Here is an 18,487-nt window from a genome sequence, read left to right on the forward strand (position 1 = left end):
TATGAATACCGACAGTGGAACGATAAAGCCTCAAACCACCAGGGATCTCCTTGACCTGCGAGCCAGCGACGGCCGTCCGGGACTACTCTTCGAGGGCCGCATCTGGACCTGGGCCGAAGTCATTGCGGAATGCAAGATTCGGGCGCACATGATGCTCTCGCTGCACGAAGAAGGCAAGGCCTTCCACGTGGGCGTCATGCTGGAAAACGACCCGGAGTACATTTTTGCCATCGGTGGCGCCGCCTACGCCGGCGCCACCGTGGTTGGCATCAACCTGACCCGCCGGGGCGAAGAACTGGCCCGGGATATCAAATACACCGACTGCGAGATCCTCATCACCAAGGGTGAACTGGAATCCTATTTCAATGGGGTGAAATCCGGGGTCCCGGAAAGCAAGACCCTGCGGGTAGGAACCCGGCAGTTCGACGCGGACGTGGAAAGATTTCGCTCCGCAGGCCGCCCGGACATCGACGCCGCTGCAGATCCTGCCACCATCTTGCTGTTGCTCTTCACTTCAGGCTCCACGGGGGACCCGAAGGCTGTCATCTGCACCACCGGCCGGCTGTGCCGCACCGCGGAATACCGGCACATGGGCTTGGGCAGCAACGACGTCAGCTACAACTCAATGCCGCTGTTCCACGGAAACGGCATCTTCGCCTGCTGGGCCAACCCGCTGTACACCGGCGGCACCTTCGCGCTGGCCCGCAAATTCTCAGCCTCGGGCTTCGTCCCGGATTTGATGCGCTACAAGGTCACCTATTTCAACTATGTGGGCCGTTCGCTGTCCTACATCCTGGCCCAGCCTGAGAACCCCCAGGAAGCCCGGACCTGTCTGACGGCGTGCTTTGGCACCGAGGCCTCCGATTTCGACATCAGCGAGTTCCACCGCCGCTTCGGCATCTGGCCCACCGAGAGCTACGGCGCCAGCGAGGGCGGGCTGAACCTCCATCGCACCCCGGAAACACCGCATGGTTCCCTCGGCCTGCCGCCGGAGGGCATGGCTGCTGCGGTGGTCAACCCTGAGACCATGGCCGAATGCCCGCCCGCCGTCCTGAGTGATTCAGGACGCATCCTCAATGCCGAGGAAGCGATCGGTGAACTGGTGAACCTCGCCGGGGCGCCCCTGTTCGAGGGCTACTATAAGAACCCGGAGGCCACGGCCGAGCGCATCCGGGGCAGCGCGTTTTTGACCGGGGATTTGGCCTACCGCGATGAGGCAGGTTTCTTCTACTTTGCCGGGCGCACCTCCGACCGGTTGCGGGTGGACAGCGAGAACTTCTCTGCAGCCCCGGTGGAGCGCGTCCTGGCCCGCTACCCGGGTGTCACCCTCGCAGCGGTCTACCCGGTTCCCGATGCCCGAACCGGCGACCAGGTCATGGCCACGCTGCAGGTGGAGGACCCTGAGGACTTTGACCCGGCCACCTTCGCGGCTTTCCTTGAGGCACAGCCGGATTTGGGCACCAAGTGGGCTCCCCGATTCCTCAACATCGTCACCGATGTTCCGGTGACCGCCACGCAAAAGATCAACAAACCAAGGCTGCGCAGGGATGCGTGGCTCGTCAACGAGACTGTGTACCACCGCCCGGGACGGGCGATCGCCTTTGAGCGGCTGGATGAACAAGCCGTCCGCCGGCTGGAGGAGCTGTTTGAAGTTAACGGCCGCGCCCATCTTCTGCCCCTGCGGCCAGCCGCTACCCCCATCAAGGAGACAGTATGAGCAACGATCCCACCGTGAAGATCGGCGAGATTATCGCCGCCGGGCGTGAAAGGGTGTCGGTGGCCCGCGATGCGGTCAACCGGCCCATGATCCACCACTTGTGCGACGCCATGGAAGAGAGAAACCCGATCTATCTGGACCCCGCGGCCGCCCGGGCGGCGGGCCACCCGGATGTCGTGTCCCCGCCGTCGGCCCTGCAGGTGTGGAACATGATCAACCCTTCGGACCCGGAAGTCGAAAGTGACGTGGATCGCGCCTACGCGATCCTTGCCGAGTGCGGCTATCCGAACGTTGTGGCGGTGAACTGTGACCAGGAGTACGACCGCTATCTTTCCCCGGGCGACGTGCTCACCGCGACCGAGAAGGTGGAAACCTTTGTCGGACCCAAGCAGACGGGCCTGGGCGAGGGCTACTTCATCACCACCCTGACAAGCTACACCGACCAGAGGGGCGAACGTGTGGGTACCATGCGCTTCCGCACCCTGTGGTACAACCCAGCAAAGAGGAGCTCCTGATGACCGAGACCCTGGCCGAAAACCTGACCGAGACGCAGACGCAACGGACTCAGGCGCTGCGTCCGCGCCCGGCGATCAATCTGGACAACTCCTTTTTCTTTGAATCCCTCACCGAGCGCGGCGAGTTGAGCATCCAGCAGTGCGGCGAGTGCGAGGAACTGCGCCATCCACCCGTGCCGATGTGCCCCGAATGTCACTCGGTCCACTGGGCACCGAAGGCCATGAGCCTAAGCGGCACCTTGCACAGCTATGTGGTGATGTACCACCCGATCGTTCCACCGTTCGAGCCCGGCTACATTGTGGCTGTCATTGAACTGGCTGAGGGTCCGCGCGTGGTCATGAACCTGGAAGGCATACAGCGTGAGGACGTACAGATCGGCATGCCGGTAGCCATCACCATCGAACGCATGGATGAAACCCTGGTGCTGCCCGTGGCACGCCCGGCAGGAGAGAAATCATGAGCACCGAAGAAACAACGCAGACCCTGGCCCCGGTCCGTCCGCACCCGGTAACCGTGGGCGAGCAACTGCCCGAACTGAGGATTCCGATCACCGCAACGCTGATCGTCACCGGTGCGATTGCCACCCGTGACTTCCAGAAGGTCCATCACGACAAGGACGTGGCCGTGGCGGCGGGAACCCAGAACGTCTTCATGAACATCCTGACCACAAACGCCCTGGTCAACCGCTACGTGGGCGAATGGGCCGGACCCACCTCCCGGGTGCACCGGATCAACATTCGTCTCGGTGCCACCAACTTCCCGGGTGACGAAATGGTCTTCACCGGATCTGTCGAATCGGTCGACGGCGACGACGTCACGCTCAAAGTCATCGGCACCAACTCCCTGGGCCCGCACGTCACGGGCACCATTGATCTGAGCATCCCATCCCGAGAGGAAACGGCATGAGCAATCTGCTGAACAAGGCAGTCATCGTAGGCATCGGCGCGACCGAGTTCTCCAAGAACTCCGGACGCTCCGAGCTCCAGTTGGCCCAGGAGGCCGCGCTGGCTGCCTGCCGCGACGCCGGGGTGAACCCGCACGACGTGGACGGCATGGTGACCTACTCCATGGACACCAATCCGGCCATCGAGGTGGCCCGCGGTCTCGGCTGCAAGGAACTGAACTTCTTTAGCCACGTCGACTACGGTGGCGGTGCCGCGGCAGGCACCATCCTGCACGCGGCCATGGCCGTGGCCACCGGCGTAGCCAAAACCGTGGTCTGCTACCGCGCCTTCAACGAGCGCTCCGGCGCCCGTTTCGGCGCGGCCATGAGCACCGAAGGAATGGCCCCGGATGCCCGGGCAGCCGCGTACGCGTGGACCCTGCCCTTCGGCCTGATGACCCCGGCCTCCTGGGTGGGTATGTTCGCCCAACGCTATATGCACCTGACCGGCGCCACCAGCGAGGACTTCGGCCGCGTGGCCGTGGCCGATCGCAAGCACGCGGCCACTAACCCGAAGGCATGGTTCTATGGCAAGCCGATCACCCTGGAGGACCACCAGGCCTCGCGCTGGATCGCCGATCCGCTGCATCTGCTGGATTGCTGCCAGGAATCCGATGGCGGCCAGGCATTCGTCATCACCACCCCCGAACGTGCCAGGGACCTGCCGGGCAAGGCGGTGACCATCAGGGCCGCCGCCCAGGGCTCCGCCTATGACCAACACACCATGGTCAGCTACTACCGCAAGGATGGCGACCGGGCGTTGCCGGAAATGGGCAATGTGGCCCGTCAGCTGTGGAACGACACGGGGCTGACCCCGGAGGACATCGATACCGCGGTGCTTTATGACCACTTCACCCCGTTTGTACTGGCGCAGCTGGAGGAATTCGGTTTTTGCGGCCGTGGTGAGGCGAAGGACTTCATCAAGAACGGTGCCATCGAGATGGGTGGACGCCTGCCGATCAACCCGCACGGCGGCCAGCTGGGCGAGGCCTATATACACGGCATGAACGGCATCGCCGAGGGTGTGCGGCAGATCCGTGGCACCGCCGCCAACCAGGTGCCCAACGCCCGGAACGTGCTGGTCTCCGCCGGCACCGGCGTTCCCACCAGCGCATTGATACTGGGAAATGACTAAGCCGGCAGCGTGGCCCCAGACGGAAGCGAGCCACCCGGATTCCGCGTCCAACACAAATGCCCCAGCTTTGCTCACGGCGGCCGGACGCGTCCGGTCTTTGCTGGACGCGATGGTCAGGCTTCCGGAAGACACCCCCGTGGCAGCGGAGCTGAACCGGCGCTTGGAATCGGTCCTCGACCTGCTTGAGGAGCATCTCCAGCCTATCCAGCAGTTGGCCGGGACCCAGTATGCAGGTCGCAACGGGTCGCGCACAGAGGGCTACCTGGACCGCTCACCGGTGTCCGGGAAGCTGAACCCCATGGCGCCTCCGGTGTTGTTGACGGTCCGGGAGGATCATACCGCGCGCACCACGACCAAGCTCGGCCTGGCCTATCAGGGCCCGCCCGGGCGAGTGCATGGCGGCTGGGTCGCAACGCTATTGGACCACCTCATGGGGTACGCAGCGGGAACCGTAGACCAGTGGATCTATACCCGATCGCTTACCGTCGACTACGACCACGCGGTGCCACTCTTCGAAGAACTGGAGATCACGGCCAGGGTAGATGAGATCGATGGCCGGAAGATCTGGGTAATCGGGGAAATCCAAGCCGGGGGATCCGTGGTGGCACGCGCGCGGGGGTTGTGGCTGCCACCACGCGTCATCCCATAAGCCGGTAGTACGTACGTGATATCGCTGAAATCCAAACCCACGTAAGAACACGCCCGGGTCACTTTCCGGGCCTGTATCCGGAAGGAATGAAATGAAACTCAAAAGTAGGACCGCGATCGTCACCGGAGGGGCAGGTGGAATCGGGCAGGGCATTGTCCGGCGTTTCCTCACCGAAGGTGCCAAAGTAGCCATTGTGGACATTGACCAGGAACAAGGCAATCAATTACTGGCAGAACTCGAAGGCAAGGGTGAGGCCATCTTTATCCACTTGGATATTTCCAAGGCTGAAAATGCCGATACCATTGTTGCCCAGACGGTGGAACACTTCGGCGGTCTCGATATCCTGGTCAACAACGCCCACGCCTCTCGCCAGGCCTCCATTATGGACACCACCCCGGAGATTTGGGACCTGTCGTTCAACACGGGCACCATGGCAACGTTCCATCTGATGCGTGCGGCCTACCCGGAATTGAAGAAGACCCGCGGCAGCATCATCAAACGTATGGATCGAATAAAGCGACGCATTATTAGCACGGAGCACACTGTTGCCGCACCTGCAAACGGTAGTGAACATAGCTGCAGCCACCCTTGGGCTGGAGGATTCAGCCCAATTCCGGGGGATAGTGCTTGCAGGGCCGGGTACCGGTCTGGCGACTCCTCGGGCCGGAATGCCGGTTGCGCCTGCCGGGGCGCGCGAGCCCCTCGGTGAACGCGTCGTTGTTTCACGTTCCGTACCCTGAGCTTGCTGATAAAGAATGCTTTTCATCAAGAGTCCTTTGAGTTCGACGACCAAGGAGATCGCTCGTGGATGAGGTGCAGCTCGGTGGTATAGGTCCACGTAGGGCGCGGCCGCAGAGTCTGCGTCCAGGCTGGCGATAGGTGCCCTGTCAGCTACCTGCGGCGTAGGGGTCGGCGATGCCGATGTATTGGGTGGTGGTGTATTCGGCGATGCCTTCGGAGCCGCCTTCGCGGCCAAGCCCTGATTGTTTGACGCCGCCGAAGGGTGCCGCGGCGTTGGAGATGACGCCGGCGTTGAAGCCCACCATGCCGAATTCGATCTGTTCGGCCACGCGCAGGAGACGGTTGAAGTCCCGGCTGTAGAGGTAGGACGCGAGGCCGTATTCGCTGGCGTTGGCGAGCCGGATGGCGTCCGCCTCGGTGGTGAAGGTGGTGATGGGGGCGACGGGGCCGAAGATTTCCTGACGGAGGATCGCGGCGTCATTGGGCACGTTGGCCAGGACGGTGGGCGGGTAGAAGTACCCGGGCCCGTCCACGGGGGAGCCCCCGGTGAGGGCGGTGGCGCCGGCGTCGACGGCGGCGGTCACCAGCGCGTGCACGTCGTCGCGGGCGCCGGCGTCGATCAGCGGTCCCACCTGGGTTGCGGGGTCGGTGCCGCGGCCGGTGGCCAAGGCTCCCATCGCGGCGGCGAACTTGGCCGTGAACTCCTGGGCCACGGATTCCTGGACCAGGAACCGGTTGGCGGCGGTGCAGGCCTCGCCCATGTTCCGCATCTTCGCCGCCATCGCCCCGTCCACCGCGGCATCAACGTCTGCGTCCTCGAAGACGATGAAGGGGGCGTTGCCGCCGAGTTCCATGGAGGTCCGGAGGACGTTCTGTGCGGCGTCGGCCATGAGGCGTTTGCCGACCGGGGTGGAGCCGGTGAAGGAGACCTTCCGCAGCCGCGAATCGGCCAGCAACGGCCCCGAAATCCCGGACGCTGACGAGGAGGCGACCACGTTGAGCACGCCGGCGGGAAGGCCGGCATCGAGCATGGTCTGCGCGAACAGTTGGGCGGTCAGCGGGGTGAGCTTCGCGGGCTTCAGGACCATGGTGCAGCCGGCAGCCACTGCGGGGGCCACCTTGCGGGTGGCCATGGCCAGCGGGAAGTTCCACGGCGTGATCAGCAGGCACGGGCCCACGGGCTTGTGCTGGACAATGATCTTGTTCTTGCCCTCGGGGGTGGTGAGGTAGCGGCCGTAATCCCGGACCGTCTCTTCGGAGAACCAGCGCAGGAACTCGGCACCGTAGGTCACCTCACCGCGCGCTTCGGCCAGGGGTTTGCCCATCTCCAGGGTCATCAGCAGCGCGAAATCCCCGGCGCGTTCGGTCACCAGGTCAAAGGCCCGCCGCAGGATCTCCGCCCGCACCCGCGGCGCCGTCCGCGCCCAGGACGCCTGAACGGCATCCGCGGCGTCCAGCGCGGCCACCGCATCCTGGCTGGTTGCCGAGGCGAGGGTGGCGAGCACCTCCCCGGTGGCGGGATCATGCACATCGAACGTGCCGCCGTCGGACGCGTCCACCCACTGCCCGCCGATCAACAAACCTGTAGGGATAGAGGCAAGGAGGTCAGCCTCACGCTGGCGTGAGACAGCAGCCGGTTCAACGAGGGCAGTAGTCATGAAGATTCCTAAAAAAGGTAGGTGGCGGTGATAGCCCGCCATGAGGGTGGAGGGCTATCACCGTCCCGTGGGTGATTAGCTCGACGGGCTCAAGCGCCGGAGGCGCGACTGGCCACTTCGGTCTTGTGGTGGCGGGACGTACTCCATTCCAGTCATGTCGTGCGGTCCCTGATAAAGGCAGCGATCTGGTCGATTGTTTGTTCTCCACGGGGAATACGTCCCGCGGAGGTGAATAATCCGTGGGCGTACCCGGGCAGGTGCTGGTACTGGACCTCCGTGCCTGCCCGGGCCAGGGCGGCGGCGTAGTTTGCCCCCTCGTCCACCAGCGGGTCGTTGTCCACAGTGATCACGTAAGCGGGTGGCAGCCCTGCGGGGAGTTGCGCTAGGGAAGGACTGATCTCCGGTGCTGCGCGGTCTACGTCCTTTGGCAGGTAGTGGTCAGCGAACCAGCCAATGGTGTCAGCAACCAGCGGAAAGCCCTCGGTGACTCTTTTGTAGGAGGGCGAGGACATGGTCAGATCCACCATGGGGTACATGAGGACCTGGGCCACTACAGGCAGGGGATCTGTGGTCGTGGCGTTCTCATTGGCCAGGACTGCGGCCATTTGTCCTCCCGCGCTGTCACCGACCAGCACGACCTGGGTTACGTCCAGGCCGTGCTCGTTGCCTGCATCGAGCAACCAGTGCATCGCCGTGCGGCTGTCGTTAATCGCAGCCGGGTAAGGGTGTTCCGGGGCAAGCCGGTAGTCCACAGCAACGACCGGCAGGTTCGTGAGGGACGCTAGACGCCGGCACAATCCGTCATGAGTTGAGAGGCTGCCCATGACCCACCCCCCGCCGTGGAAAAACAGCACGGCGGGGGTGGGCCCTCCGGTCGTGCGGGGGTCATAGACCCGCACCGTGAAACCAGCCAGGCTGAAGTCCGTGACCGACGCCAGCGGATCAGCGCTAAGGCCGTTGGCCGCGCAACCGTTCTCGTAGAGCTCGCGAACATGCTTTACGGAGTAGGAGTGAAACGGGCGTCCACCGGAGGCGCGGAAGTTCTGCAGCACCTCTGCAGCCCCCGGCGCTACGGGCCTGCCGCTGAACGGGTCGTTTTGGGTCACTTTCCGGGTCCGGATTCGGCCAGCTGCAGGTAATCCTCGAGCTGGAGATCGTGAGTGTGGGACCGGTATTCTTCGACGGTTCCGGACCAGTTGTTGATGACGCGGCCGTCCTCGTTCTTGTACCAGGAGGAGCACTCAGAGGAGAACGCGGACTTCTGGAGTTCTTCCTGAACGTGTGCGTTGAACTTCACAACGACCGAACGGTCGACTTCCAGGAACCTTGATTCATCAGCTGCGATGTACTGCACGGCCTGGGCGATGTAGCGGTGCTGGGCCTCCAGCATGGATACGACCGAGTTGTGGTTGAGGTTGGTGTTCGGCCCGTAGACCAGGAACAGGTTGGGGAAGTTGTCGACGGTGATGCCCAGGTAGGCTTCGGGGGCGTTGCCCCATCGCTCGTCGAGGCCGACTCCGTCGCGCCCGGTGACACGCATGGATCCCATGAAGGCGTGGCTCTTAAACCCGGTGGCGTAGATGATGACATCAAACTCGTGCTCGACGCCGTCAGCGGTGCGGAGGCCGCGGGGTGTGAGTTCCGTGATTGCCTCTGTCACGAGTTCTACGTTCTCGCGGGTCAGGGCGGGGTAGAAATCATCGCTGCGCAGGATCCGCTTGCAACCGAAGTCGTAGTCGGGAGTGAGCTTGGCCCGCAGTTCAGGGTCGGACACCTGGGTTTCGAGGTGCTGCCGGGCCAGTTCGACTCCTTCTTCGGACGCTGCGGTGTGGCGGCGGGTCCGTTCGAATCCGGCTTCGCGGAATTCGTGGATTTCCTGACGCAGCTGACGGTAGGTGTCCGGGTTGTCCTGGAAGCGGGCGCTCTCTTCTTCCGTGAAGATGTACTGGTCGCGGGGGAGGATGTAATTGGCTGACCGCTGGAATACGGTCAGGTTCGATGCGATCTTGGCGACCTCGGGCACGTACTGAACAGCAGTTGCGGCGGACCCGATGGATGCGACGCGCTTGCCGGTCAGGTCAAGGTCGTGCCGCCACTTGGCGGAGTGGAACGCCGCGCCTTCGAATGTTTCGGTGCCGGGGAAGTTAGGGATGTTCGGTTCGTTCAGCTGGCCCCAGGCAGCCACCACGGAACGGGTCAGGAACTGCGAGCCGTCGGCGGTGTGCACGGTCCAGAGGCGGCGGTCCTGGTCCCATTCAGTCGCGGTGATGTTCTGGCCGAAGCGGATGTGCTTACCGAGGCCGAATTCCTCAACCATGGAACGCAGGTAGCCCTGGAGTTCTTCCTGGCCGGCGAACATGCGGGAAACCTTGAGGTTAAGGAAGTAGCTGTAGCAGTACACAAGCGCCTGGGTGTCGCATGCGGCGCCGGGATAGGTGTTCTCACGCCATACCCCTCCAACATCGTTGCCGCGCTCGAGGATCAGGAAGTCGTCAATGCCTTCCTGGACGAACTGGGCTCCCTGGCCGAGGCCGCCGAAGCCGGCGCCGATGATGATCGCGCTATAAATGTGGTCATTTGTGGAGGTCATGATGTTCTCTCTTCGGAGCTGAAAATGTGAGTGGTCAGGAAAAGGTGATGATTTGGCGCAGTGCGTGGCCGCCGTCGAGGGTGTCCATGGCGCGGTTGATTTCTTCCAGCGGGATGGTGTCTGAGACCAGGCCTTCAACGGCCAGCTGGCCGGATCGCCAGAGTTGTTCGTAGATCGGGATGTCATGTTCCGGGACCGCCGAGCCGAGGTAGCTGCCCACGATCGAGCGCGCCTCCGCAGTAAGGGTCAGGGGGTCGATGTTGATTGTCTGGCCCGGTGCGGGCAGTCCGACGGTGACGGTAATGCCGCCCGGCTTTGTCAGTGCGACCGCTGCTTCCAGAGCGCGCGGATGTCCTGCCGCTTCGATGACGGCGTCGAACTTTTCGCCGCGCTCCAGGGCCTCAGCAGAAGTAAAGGCGTCGGTGGCACCGAGGTTTCGCGCGGCTTCCAGCTTGGCCGGCAAAGTATCGATTCCGACGACGTGTTCGACTCCGGTGGCAATGGCCGTAATGAGCGCAGCCATGCCTACTCCGCCGAGACCGACGATGGCTACCCGTGCGGAGGGCGCAGGCTTGGCGACGTTGAGGATGGCTCCTCCTCCGGTGAGCAGTGCGCACCCGAGCAAAGCGGCTATGTGCGCCGGAACGTCAGCGCCCACGGGCACCACGGAACGGCGGGAGACCACGGCATAGGTGGCGAAGGCGGAGACTCCGAGGTGATGTTGGACGGGCTGACTCCCGCGGGAGAGTCTGCGGTAGCCGCCCAGCAGGGTGCCTTCCGTATTGGAAGCGCTGCCCTGTGAGCACGGCGTTTTACCCTTGGAGTTGCATCCTGCACATTCACCGCAGCGGGGGAGGAAGGTCATGACGACGCGCTGGCCCAGGGAGATGTCGTTGACACCCTCGCCGAGTTCTTCCACGATGCCGGCTGCCTCGTGGCCGAGCAGCATCGGGACCGGCCGCGGCCGGTTGCCGTTGACTACGGAAAGGTCGGAGTGGCACACACCGGCGGCCTCGATGCGGACCAGGATCTCGCCCGTGCCGGGTCCTTCAAGTTCAAGGTTTTCCACCTGGATGGGATGGGTATCAGCGTAGGGCCGCTCTGCCCCGATGGTCTCAAGTACCGCCCCTCGTATGGTCCTGGTGGTGGTTGTCTTTGCTAGGGAGTTCGTATCTTGGATGGTCACGATTGTCCTCTCAGTGGTGCGGTGGAGCTGTGCAGAGGGAAGGCCTTCGAGGGAGGGAGCATGCGGCGCCGGTCACCATCTGGCGTGGCGGCTCGCGTTGTTCTCATCGTTCCTCCTGCAGCGGGGGTGCTCATCCCCTCGGGGATGGTTCCTCCGACGACGGACTGTCCATTGAGAGTAGGCAGGCCGGTCATTCACGTCACGGTGCAGAAAGTCCGTATTTGCAATTTCCTTTGTATGAAACGTCAAAGGAATGCTTGTCGGTGGGGTTTGTACCGGTGCTGACGCAAATCGCCCATGCGAAAAATGGATTGGCGTCATGTGTGCACGGGTCTGCCGCGAGGCGCTTCAGCCTCACCTCAATACATGCCGGCTAATCTTTAGGCAATGCCTGAGAGCGGCCTCGGAGGGCGAGCCAGAGTTGGGCGGCTACGTCGGGGTCATCCAGGTCAATCCCCAACAGTTCTTTAGCCTGGGCGATTCGATAACGAACTGAGTTCCGGTGCACACCGAGTTCGCGGCCGGCGGCCTCCCATTGGCCGCGGTGGGCCAGGTAAGCGCGGACCGTTTCAAGGAGCTGGCCTGCATGGGAGGTTAGTTCATCCACCCATTCATCTGCCGGTAGGTCGAGGCCGTGCCCGACGCGGATCAGCTGTCCTGCGGGTGCGGCGGCAGCGGCCTCAGCCACCTGTGCTCCAATTTCGTGCAGGCGCCGGAGAGGCATCGGGCCGCCCCATGCACCGCGGACACCTTTCGGCAGCCGTGGATACGGGCTCGATGCTGACTGCAGCACAAAGGTGACACCGGAACGTTCGAGTACCAGCCCGGTCAGAGCGGGCTGGGCAGAAAGTTGCTCGGTATCGGGCAGGACCGCGACGAAAGCTGTTTCCGGTAGCGGATCGGAGTCCATTTGCTTTGCCAGAAGTCGCGCTGCGTCGTCATGTCCTTCCAGGACCAGCGCCGCGAGCATGCCCTCAGCCCGGCGGCGCTCGGCTGCGGCGCGGCGTTGTCCGGCTGCCCTGGCGGCCAGGAGCGTGGATGCGGTAAGGAACAAGTGCCGCTCGGCGGCAGCCAGCTGCCCGCTTCGACCCAAGGCCAGATACCCGGAAGCGGCCGGACCGTCAGATACCGGGTAGAGCGAAGCAACACCGGATGCCAGTTGAATATTGCCGGTGGCGCCTCGGCGGGCGTTCCGTAGGATGGCCGATTCCCGTGTGAGTTCGACCAGCAGGCCGGGCGGTAGTTCTGCACCACTGGCGGCGGACGATGGAGTCCCGTCCCCTTCGGGCAGGTAGGCCACCCAGGTTCCCAGGGCGCGTGACAATTCGCGGACGATCTCCGGTTCCGCGTCATCCTGCGCGGCCGCTCTCGTCAACGCCACCTGAAGCCCCAATAGAGCAGTGAGTTCGGCTTCGCCGCCTTGCCTGACGAGTTCCCAGTAAGCGCGTGATACGGCCAGGAAGGGAGACTCCCTGGGAATGGTCAAAAGGGGAAGGCCGGCTTCAATGCAGGCGGCCCGCAACTCGTCCGGCACCATGGCATGGCCTGAGCCCAGGCCAAGACCCAGGGCAGCAACATGACCCTTTACCAGCCGCTGCACATAGTTTGTGGCGGCCTCCTGACGTGCTTCTCCGTCCAGGCCGGTGAGCTGCAACCCGACGGTGAGGAGCAGTTCGCCGCCGTAGAGGAACATCGTCGGATCCTCCAGCTCGGAGACGTGCACGCCCGTGAGTTCAACGCGCGGTAGCGGTATGGGCCAGTAGGGCGAGAGGTCGCGCTTTGCCGCCTCGACAAGCCTTGCGAGGGTGATCATGGGTAAAAGCATAGATGAAAGGCATTTGTACGCTTAGACCGAATCGACAATATATTTGGATGTATTGTCCAACGACAGCGTCATCGGACTGTCCCTATGGTGGACTTCACCACACGAGGAGGACCTATGACTGTCACATCAGAACTCGCCGCAAACCAGGCCAACGATCCGGCCAGCGTTAAAGCCACCGCCCGCCGCCTGCTCACCGAACTTCCGGGACCGCGTTCCCGCGAGTTGGAGACCGAACGCCGCCAGCACGTCACCGACGCATTCGGTATTGTCATGCCCGTTTACATCGACCACGCGCAGGGTGCGCTGCTCGTGGACGTTGACGGAAACCATCTCATCGACTTCGCCTCAGGTATTGCCGTGACGAGTGTTGGTGCCGCGAACCCGCAGGTGGCCAAGCGTGCCGCCGCCCAGCTGGAGCGGTTCACCCACACCTGCTTCATGGTGACCGAATACGCGTCCTTCGTCGAAGTATGCCGGTGGCTCAACGAACACACCCCCGGCGACTTCGAAAAGCGTACCGCTCTGTTCACTACCGGAGCGGAGGCGGTTGAAAACGCCATCAAAGTGGCCCGCGCCGCCACACGACGGCCCAACGTTCTCGTCTTCGACGAGGCCTACCACGGGCGGACCCAGCTCACGATGGCGATGACGGCTAAAGAGAACCCGTACCGACTCAACTTCGGACCCCTGCCGGGCTCAGTCTTCCGCGGACCGACCGCCCCGGCGCACACCTCTCCTGACGGGCCCGGTAAGGCGCTTGAACAGATCGAAGCGCTTCTTGCCGAAAACGGTGCGGACACCTTCGCAGCCATGGTCATCGAACCGATCCAGGGCGAGGGGGGCTTTATTGTTCAGGCCCCCGGGTTCCTCCAAGGTCTTCGCGAGATCGCTACGCGCCACGGCATCGTTCTGGTCATCGACGAGATCCAGGCAGGCATGGGCCGGACCGGCACCCTGTTCGCATCTGAGCACGATGGTATTGCCGGCGACATCACACTGACCGCTAAGGCACTTGGCGGCGGCCTGCCGCTGTCGGCCGCTACCGGCCGCGCTGAGCTCATGAACGCTGTCCACACCGGTGGCCTTGGCGGCACGTACGCTGGCAACCCTGTGGCCTGTGAAGCCGCTCTGGCCGTGTTCGAGCTCCTTGAAGACGGCGCGCTCTTGCAGAACGCCGTTGCCATCGAAACTGCGGTGCGGCGTCGTCTGGAGCCGCTCGTCAAGTTGGACGGTGTCGCGGACGTTCGCGGCAGGGGTGCGATGATGGCGATCGAGTTCAGCGACGCCTCCGGACCCCGCAAAGACCTCGCCACCACAGCAGCGAAGGCAGCCAATGCCCATGGTGTCCTAACTCTTACCTGCGGAACCAACGGAAATATCATCCGGCTGCTGCCTCCGCTCGTTATCGAAGCAAATGTCCTTGACGAGGGCTTGGCAGTACTGGAGGCATCCATTCGGGCGGCACTGTCATGAGTTTCCGGGGGTGGACCGGGCGGGGTGAGTTATGAGGTCGGGACCGGGATCCGGCGCGCCGCTTGAGGGGATTGTCGTCGCCGACTTCTCCCGCGTGCTTGCCGGTCCGCTCGCGACCATGACCCTGGCTGATCTCGGTGCCCGGGTCATCAAGGTGGAGCGTCCCGGAACCGGAGATGACACGAGGGAATGGGCCCCGCCTTCCTCCAAGACGGGTGGGACCTACTTCGAAAGCGTTAATCGGAACAAGGAATCCGTCACTCTTGACCTGACGGACGCCGGGGACCTGGAGCTTGCCCGGGAACTGGCACGCCGCGCTGACGTATTGGTGGAGAACTTCAAACCCGGCGGCCTCGCCAAACTGGGGCTGGGCTATGAATCCTTGGCTGAGGAGAACCCGGGCCTGGTGTACGCATCGATTTCTGGTTTCGGCTCCGACGGCGGGCGTGATTTGCCTGGGTACGACTTCATCGTCCAGGCCGTCGGGGGACTGATGAGTATTACCGGGGACCCGGAGGGCGACGCATACAAAGTGGGTGTGGCACTGGTCGATGTCCTGACAGCGAAAGATGCCACGATCGGCATCCTCGCCGCCCTTGCAGAACGCAATTCCACAGGTCGGGGAAGACGGATCGAGGTCAATCTTCTCTCAAGCCTGCAGGGCGCCCTTGCCAACCAAGGCCAGGCCTACCTCGGTGCCGGTGTTACTCCTACGCGACTGGGCAACGACCACCCTTCCATCGTCCCGTACCAGCTTCTTGCCACCGGGGATGACCCGCTGGCCGTTGCTGTGGGTAATGACTCGCAGTTCGCCAAGCTCTGCCGCGCTATCGGTAATCCGGAGCTGGCGGCTGATCCGCGGTTTATAACCAATTCAGCGCGGGTAAGGAATCGGCGGGAACTGGTCCAACTGTTGGAAACCGGCCTCGCGGGCGCCGGAGCGACGGAATGGCAGGAGCAGCTTGTTTCCGTGGGAGTCCCGGCAGGCCGTGTCGCCGGCATCGGTGAAGGCATCGCATACGCCCAGTCACTGGGTTTGGAACCGACCATCCAGGTCCATGACAAGGACGGTAACGTTACCGGCCGCCAAATCCGCCACCCGATCACATGGACGCCGGCGCTGCCACCGCGCACCCAAGCACCACCGGCCCTCGGTGAGCATACCGGGGAGGTGCTGGACTGGCTGCGGCATCACCCGCACAGCAAGACATTTACCTACACCCCTGACAGCTCCGCCCATTCCCAAGATCACTTACGCCCAGGAGGGACCGCATCATGACTCTTGCTCCTAGTTCGGCCGACATCGAGGCTGCTGCTGCACCCGACCCCTCGGACCTGATCTCCTTCGACTCTCTCCTCACGGCTGAGGAAACCGCACTGCGCGGCCGGGTCCGGACCTACGTTCGGGACGAGATCAAACCGAACATCGCCAAGTGGTACGAAGAAGCGCGGTTCCCCCTGGAAATCGTCCCCGACCTAGCCGAACTTGGCCTGCTGGGCATGCATTTGAAAGGTTACGGCTGCGCTGGGGGAACGGCGGTGGACTACGGGCTCGCCGCTGCTGAACTCGAGGCCGGCGATTCAGGCATCCGTACCTTTGTCTCCGTCCAAGGGTCCCTGACCATGTCTGCCATCTCTAAGCACGGCTCAGAGGAGCAGAAGCAGGAGTGGCTTCCACAGATGGCAGCCGGCACGGCCATCGGATGTTTCGGTCTCACCGAACCCACCGCCGGTTCGGACCCTTCCGCCATGTCGACCTATGCCCGCCGCGACGGAAGGGACTGGATACTGACCGGCGCTAAACGTTGGATCGGGCTCGCCAACGTGGCACAGGTGGCAGTGATCTGGGCCCAGACGGACAACGGCATCCGCGGCTTCGTCGTACCAACCAAAACGCCCGGCTTCACCGCCACACCGATCGAGCCCAAGCTGTCAATGCGTGCCTCTGTTCAGTGTGAAATCACTCTGGACGATGTGCGGCTTCCTGCCGACGCGGTCCTGCCAAACGTCACGGGCCTTCGCGGGCCGTTCACCTGCCTCAACGAGGCGCGGTATGGCATTGCCTGGGGAACCATGGGAGCCGCGCGTGACGCCTTCGAAGCCGCTCTGGACTACTCCAAAAATCGGCTGCAGTTCGACCGGCCGTTGGCCGGCTATCAGTTGACTCAGCAAAAGCTCGTGAACATGGCGTTGGAGATCAACAAGGGCTTTCTTCTGGCCCTGCACCTGGGACGGCTCAAGGATGCCGGTAAACTGCAGAACCATCAGATTAGCGTGGGCAAGTTGAACAACTGCCGCGAAGCCATCGAAATCTGTCGCGAAGCGCGCACAATCCTTGGCGGCAACGGGATAACGCTCGAACACTCGCCCCTTCGCCACGCGAACAACCTCGAGTCGGTGCGTACCTACGAGGGCACCGACGAGGTCCACACCCTCATCCTGGGCCAGAAGCTAACGGGTATAGGAGCCTTTCGGTGAGTGCCGCCGTTGAGGCGCCGGCCACATCAGGCACCGCCCCAGGTGCCGCGGGGACGGTGCAGCTCGGTCTCCTCATAGACGGAGACTGGGTCTCAGGCAACGGCGGCCACCTTACCTCTGTCAATCCCAGCCGTCCTGCGCAGATCGTCGCCGAAGGCGGCACCGCCGTCCTTGCCGATGTCGACAGGGCCGTCCTGGCAGCGCGCGGCTCCCAGCGGGCCTGGAGCCGGACCCCGATGCACGAACGGGGCGCCGTCCTGTCCCGCGCCGCGGCAGCCCTCGAGTCGGAAGCCGATGCGCTTGGCCTCGAACTTTCCCGCGAAGAAGGCAAGACCCTCGCTGAGGGCAGGGCAGAGGTGCTGCGTGCAGCGCAAATCCTGAGCTACTTCTCTGCCGAGGGTGACCGCGTGGCGGGAGAGCACTTTTCTTCGCCCCGCCGCGGTGAACGCATCCTGGTCACCCGTAAACCGCTGGGCGTAGTGGGCATCGTCACCCCGTTCAATTTTCCCATCGCCATCCCGGCATGGAAGATCGCTCCAGCCCTGGTGCACGGAAACGCGGTCATCTGGAAGCCCGCTTCCACCGTCCCGTTGCTCGCCATGCGTTTTGCCGAAGCACTCCTCAACGCCGGCCTGCCGGCAGGGTTACTCAACCTTGTTATTGGTCCCGGATCTCTCGGCACTGCCCTTGTTCAGAACCCCGGCGTGGACGCCATGTCCTTCACCGGCTCTTCAGGGGTCGGACGCGCACTTGCCGCCCAGGCCGCAGTCAGGGGAATCCCCCTGCAAGGCGAAATGGGAGGCAAGAACGCAGCGCTGGTTCTGGCCGATGCTGATCTGGACCTAGCCTCCGAGCAGGTGCTGCTCGGCGCGTTCCGCTCCACAGGCCAGAAATGCACCGCAACCTCACGGCTCATCCTCGCGGACACCATCGCCGACGAATTCCTCGAGCGTCTCACAGTCCGGCTCGGCGGATGGCATACCGGGGACCCGGTGGACCCAGAAATACAGATGGGACCGGTGATCAACGAGGCGGCGCGCAGGTCAATCACGAGCAGGATCAACGTAGCCGTAACGGACGGCGCCGTAGCCATCGCCGGAACATCCGCCGAGAATCCCTATGCCGGTACTCACGGCGCCTTTATGGCCCCGACCGTGCTCGCGCTCCCCGCTGGCCAGGCCGGATCGACTAACCCCGTCTGGCGAGAAGAACTCTTTGGCCCCGTACTGGCGGTCCGCCGGGCGGCGACCACCGAGGAAGCATTTGGGATGGCCGAGGAGTCCGAGTTCGGCCTCTCCGCGGCGTTGTTCACCCGTGACCTCGCGACAGCATTGGAAGCTGTCGAGGCCCTCGATGTGGGCATTCTTCACCTCAACTCGGAATCTGCGGGTTCCGATCCTCATGTGCCCTTTGGCGGATCAAAGAAGAGCAGCTTCGGTCCCAAGGAGCAGGGCGGCGCGGCCAAGGAGTTCTATACACACACGACAACGGTCTACCTCCGCGGGTAGGAACGGAAGCAGGATCAGATGTCTCACACTCTTTCAAAAACGGCTGGCCCCGCAGCGGTATTAGCCGC

At 63.4% G+C, this 18,487-nt stretch carries 16 protein-coding genes; 11 read left to right on the plus strand and 5 right to left on the minus strand.

The window, feature by feature from the left end; translation table 11 throughout:
* The first annotated feature begins 1 nt into the window (after window position 1).
* The 7 genes from SBP01_RS00335 to SBP01_RS00365 all read left to right on the plus strand — a co-directional run bounded on the left by SBP01_RS00335 (window position 2) and on the right by SBP01_RS00365 (window position 5,669).
* Entirely contained in the window at window positions 2–1,717 is a 1,716-nt protein-coding gene (locus SBP01_RS00335) for an AMP-binding protein (RefSeq protein ID WP_320537074.1), read from the plus strand.
* On the plus strand, window positions 1,714–2,232 hold the full coding sequence (locus SBP01_RS00340) for a MaoC family dehydratase N-terminal domain-containing protein (protein ID WP_320537075.1): 519 nt from the start codon (window positions 1,714–1,716) through the stop codon (window positions 2,230–2,232). The genes SBP01_RS00335 and SBP01_RS00340 overlap by 4 nt, the downstream gene beginning before the upstream one ends.
* Complete coding sequence (locus SBP01_RS00345; RefSeq protein WP_320537076.1) at window positions 2,232–2,693, plus strand: Zn-ribbon domain-containing OB-fold protein; 462 nt, start codon at window positions 2,232–2,234, stop codon at window positions 2,691–2,693. Before SBP01_RS00340 ends, SBP01_RS00345 begins: the two co-directional genes overlap by 1 nt.
* Window positions 2,690–3,139, plus strand: a complete 450-nt coding sequence (locus SBP01_RS00350; RefSeq protein ID WP_320537077.1) for a MaoC/PaaZ C-terminal domain-containing protein — start codon at window positions 2,690–2,692, stop codon at window positions 3,137–3,139. The genes SBP01_RS00345 and SBP01_RS00350 overlap by 4 nt, the downstream gene beginning before the upstream one ends.
* Window positions 3,136–4,311 carry a lipid-transfer protein gene (locus tag SBP01_RS00355; RefSeq protein ID WP_320537078.1) on the plus strand — a complete coding sequence of 392 codons (1,176 nt, stop codon included), beginning with the start codon at window positions 3,136–3,138 and terminating at the stop codon, window positions 4,309–4,311. The genes SBP01_RS00350 and SBP01_RS00355 overlap by 4 nt, the downstream gene beginning before the upstream one ends.
* Window positions 4,304–4,960, plus strand: a complete 657-nt coding sequence (locus tag SBP01_RS00360; protein WP_320537079.1) for a PaaI family thioesterase — start codon at window positions 4,304–4,306, stop codon at window positions 4,958–4,960. Before SBP01_RS00355 ends, SBP01_RS00360 begins: the two co-directional genes overlap by 8 nt.
* Before the next feature lie 91 nt (window positions 4,961–5,051).
* Window positions 5,052–5,669: an SDR family oxidoreductase gene (locus tag SBP01_RS00365; RefSeq protein WP_320537080.1), complete on the plus strand. Its 618-nt coding sequence runs from the start codon at window positions 5,052–5,054 to the stop codon at window positions 5,667–5,669.
* A gap of 178 nt (window positions 5,670–5,847) precedes the next feature.
* Here the strand turns inward: SBP01_RS00365 and SBP01_RS00370 are convergent, their stop codons facing one another.
* The 5 genes from SBP01_RS00370 to SBP01_RS00390 form a co-directional block, all read right to left on the minus strand.
* Window positions 5,848–7,359: an NAD-dependent succinate-semialdehyde dehydrogenase gene (locus SBP01_RS00370; protein ID WP_320537081.1), complete on the minus strand. Its 1,512-nt coding sequence runs from the start codon at window positions 7,357–7,359 to the stop codon at window positions 5,848–5,850.
* Between the two features lie 152 nt (window positions 7,360–7,511).
* Window positions 7,512–8,465, minus strand: a complete 954-nt coding sequence (locus SBP01_RS00375; RefSeq protein ID WP_320537082.1) for an alpha/beta hydrolase — start codon at window positions 8,463–8,465, stop codon at window positions 7,512–7,514.
* The gene (locus tag SBP01_RS00380; RefSeq protein ID WP_320537083.1) at window positions 8,462–9,949 is read right to left on the minus strand and encodes an NAD(P)/FAD-dependent oxidoreductase; all 1,488 of its coding nucleotides are present in this window, start codon (window positions 9,947–9,949) and stop codon (window positions 8,462–8,464) included. The genes SBP01_RS00375 and SBP01_RS00380 overlap by 4 nt, the downstream gene beginning before the upstream one ends.
* 34 nt (window positions 9,950–9,983) lie before the next feature.
* Window positions 9,984–11,135: an alcohol dehydrogenase catalytic domain-containing protein gene (locus SBP01_RS00385; protein ID WP_320537084.1), complete on the minus strand. Its 1,152-nt coding sequence runs from the start codon at window positions 11,133–11,135 to the stop codon at window positions 9,984–9,986.
* 373 nt (window positions 11,136–11,508) lie between these two features.
* Window positions 11,509–12,948, minus strand: a complete 1,440-nt coding sequence (locus SBP01_RS00390; protein WP_320537085.1) for a PucR family transcriptional regulator — start codon at window positions 12,946–12,948, stop codon at window positions 11,509–11,511.
* Window positions 12,949–13,074: 126 nt separating this feature from the next.
* On the opposite strand from SBP01_RS00390, the gene SBP01_RS00395 reads away from it, so the two are divergent.
* The 4 genes from SBP01_RS00395 to SBP01_RS00410 are packed head-to-tail and all read left to right on the plus strand — an operon-like array spanning window position 13,075 to window position 18,419.
* Window positions 13,075–14,433, plus strand: coding sequence for an aminotransferase class III-fold pyridoxal phosphate-dependent enzyme (locus SBP01_RS00395; RefSeq protein WP_320537086.1), 1,359 nt, complete (start codon window positions 13,075–13,077; stop codon window positions 14,431–14,433).
* 31 nt (window positions 14,434–14,464) lie between these two features.
* Window positions 14,465–15,712: a CoA transferase gene (locus SBP01_RS00400; protein ID WP_320537087.1), complete on the plus strand. Its 1,248-nt coding sequence runs from the start codon at window positions 14,465–14,467 to the stop codon at window positions 15,710–15,712.
* Complete coding sequence (locus SBP01_RS00405) at window positions 15,709–16,911, plus strand: acyl-CoA dehydrogenase family protein (RefSeq protein WP_320537088.1); 1,203 nt, start codon at window positions 15,709–15,711, stop codon at window positions 16,909–16,911. Before SBP01_RS00400 ends, SBP01_RS00405 begins: the two co-directional genes overlap by 4 nt.
* The gene (locus SBP01_RS00410; RefSeq protein WP_320537089.1) at window positions 16,908–18,419 is read left to right on the plus strand and encodes an aldehyde dehydrogenase family protein; all 1,512 of its coding nucleotides are present in this window, start codon (window positions 16,908–16,910) and stop codon (window positions 18,417–18,419) included. The genes SBP01_RS00405 and SBP01_RS00410 overlap by 4 nt, the downstream gene beginning before the upstream one ends.
* Window positions 18,420–18,487: the final 68 nt, after the last annotated feature.

The organism is Pseudarthrobacter sp. IC2-21, assembly GCF_034048115.1.
GTDB classification, from domain to species: domain Bacteria; phylum Actinomycetota; class Actinomycetes; order Actinomycetales; family Micrococcaceae; genus Arthrobacter; species Arthrobacter naphthalenicus.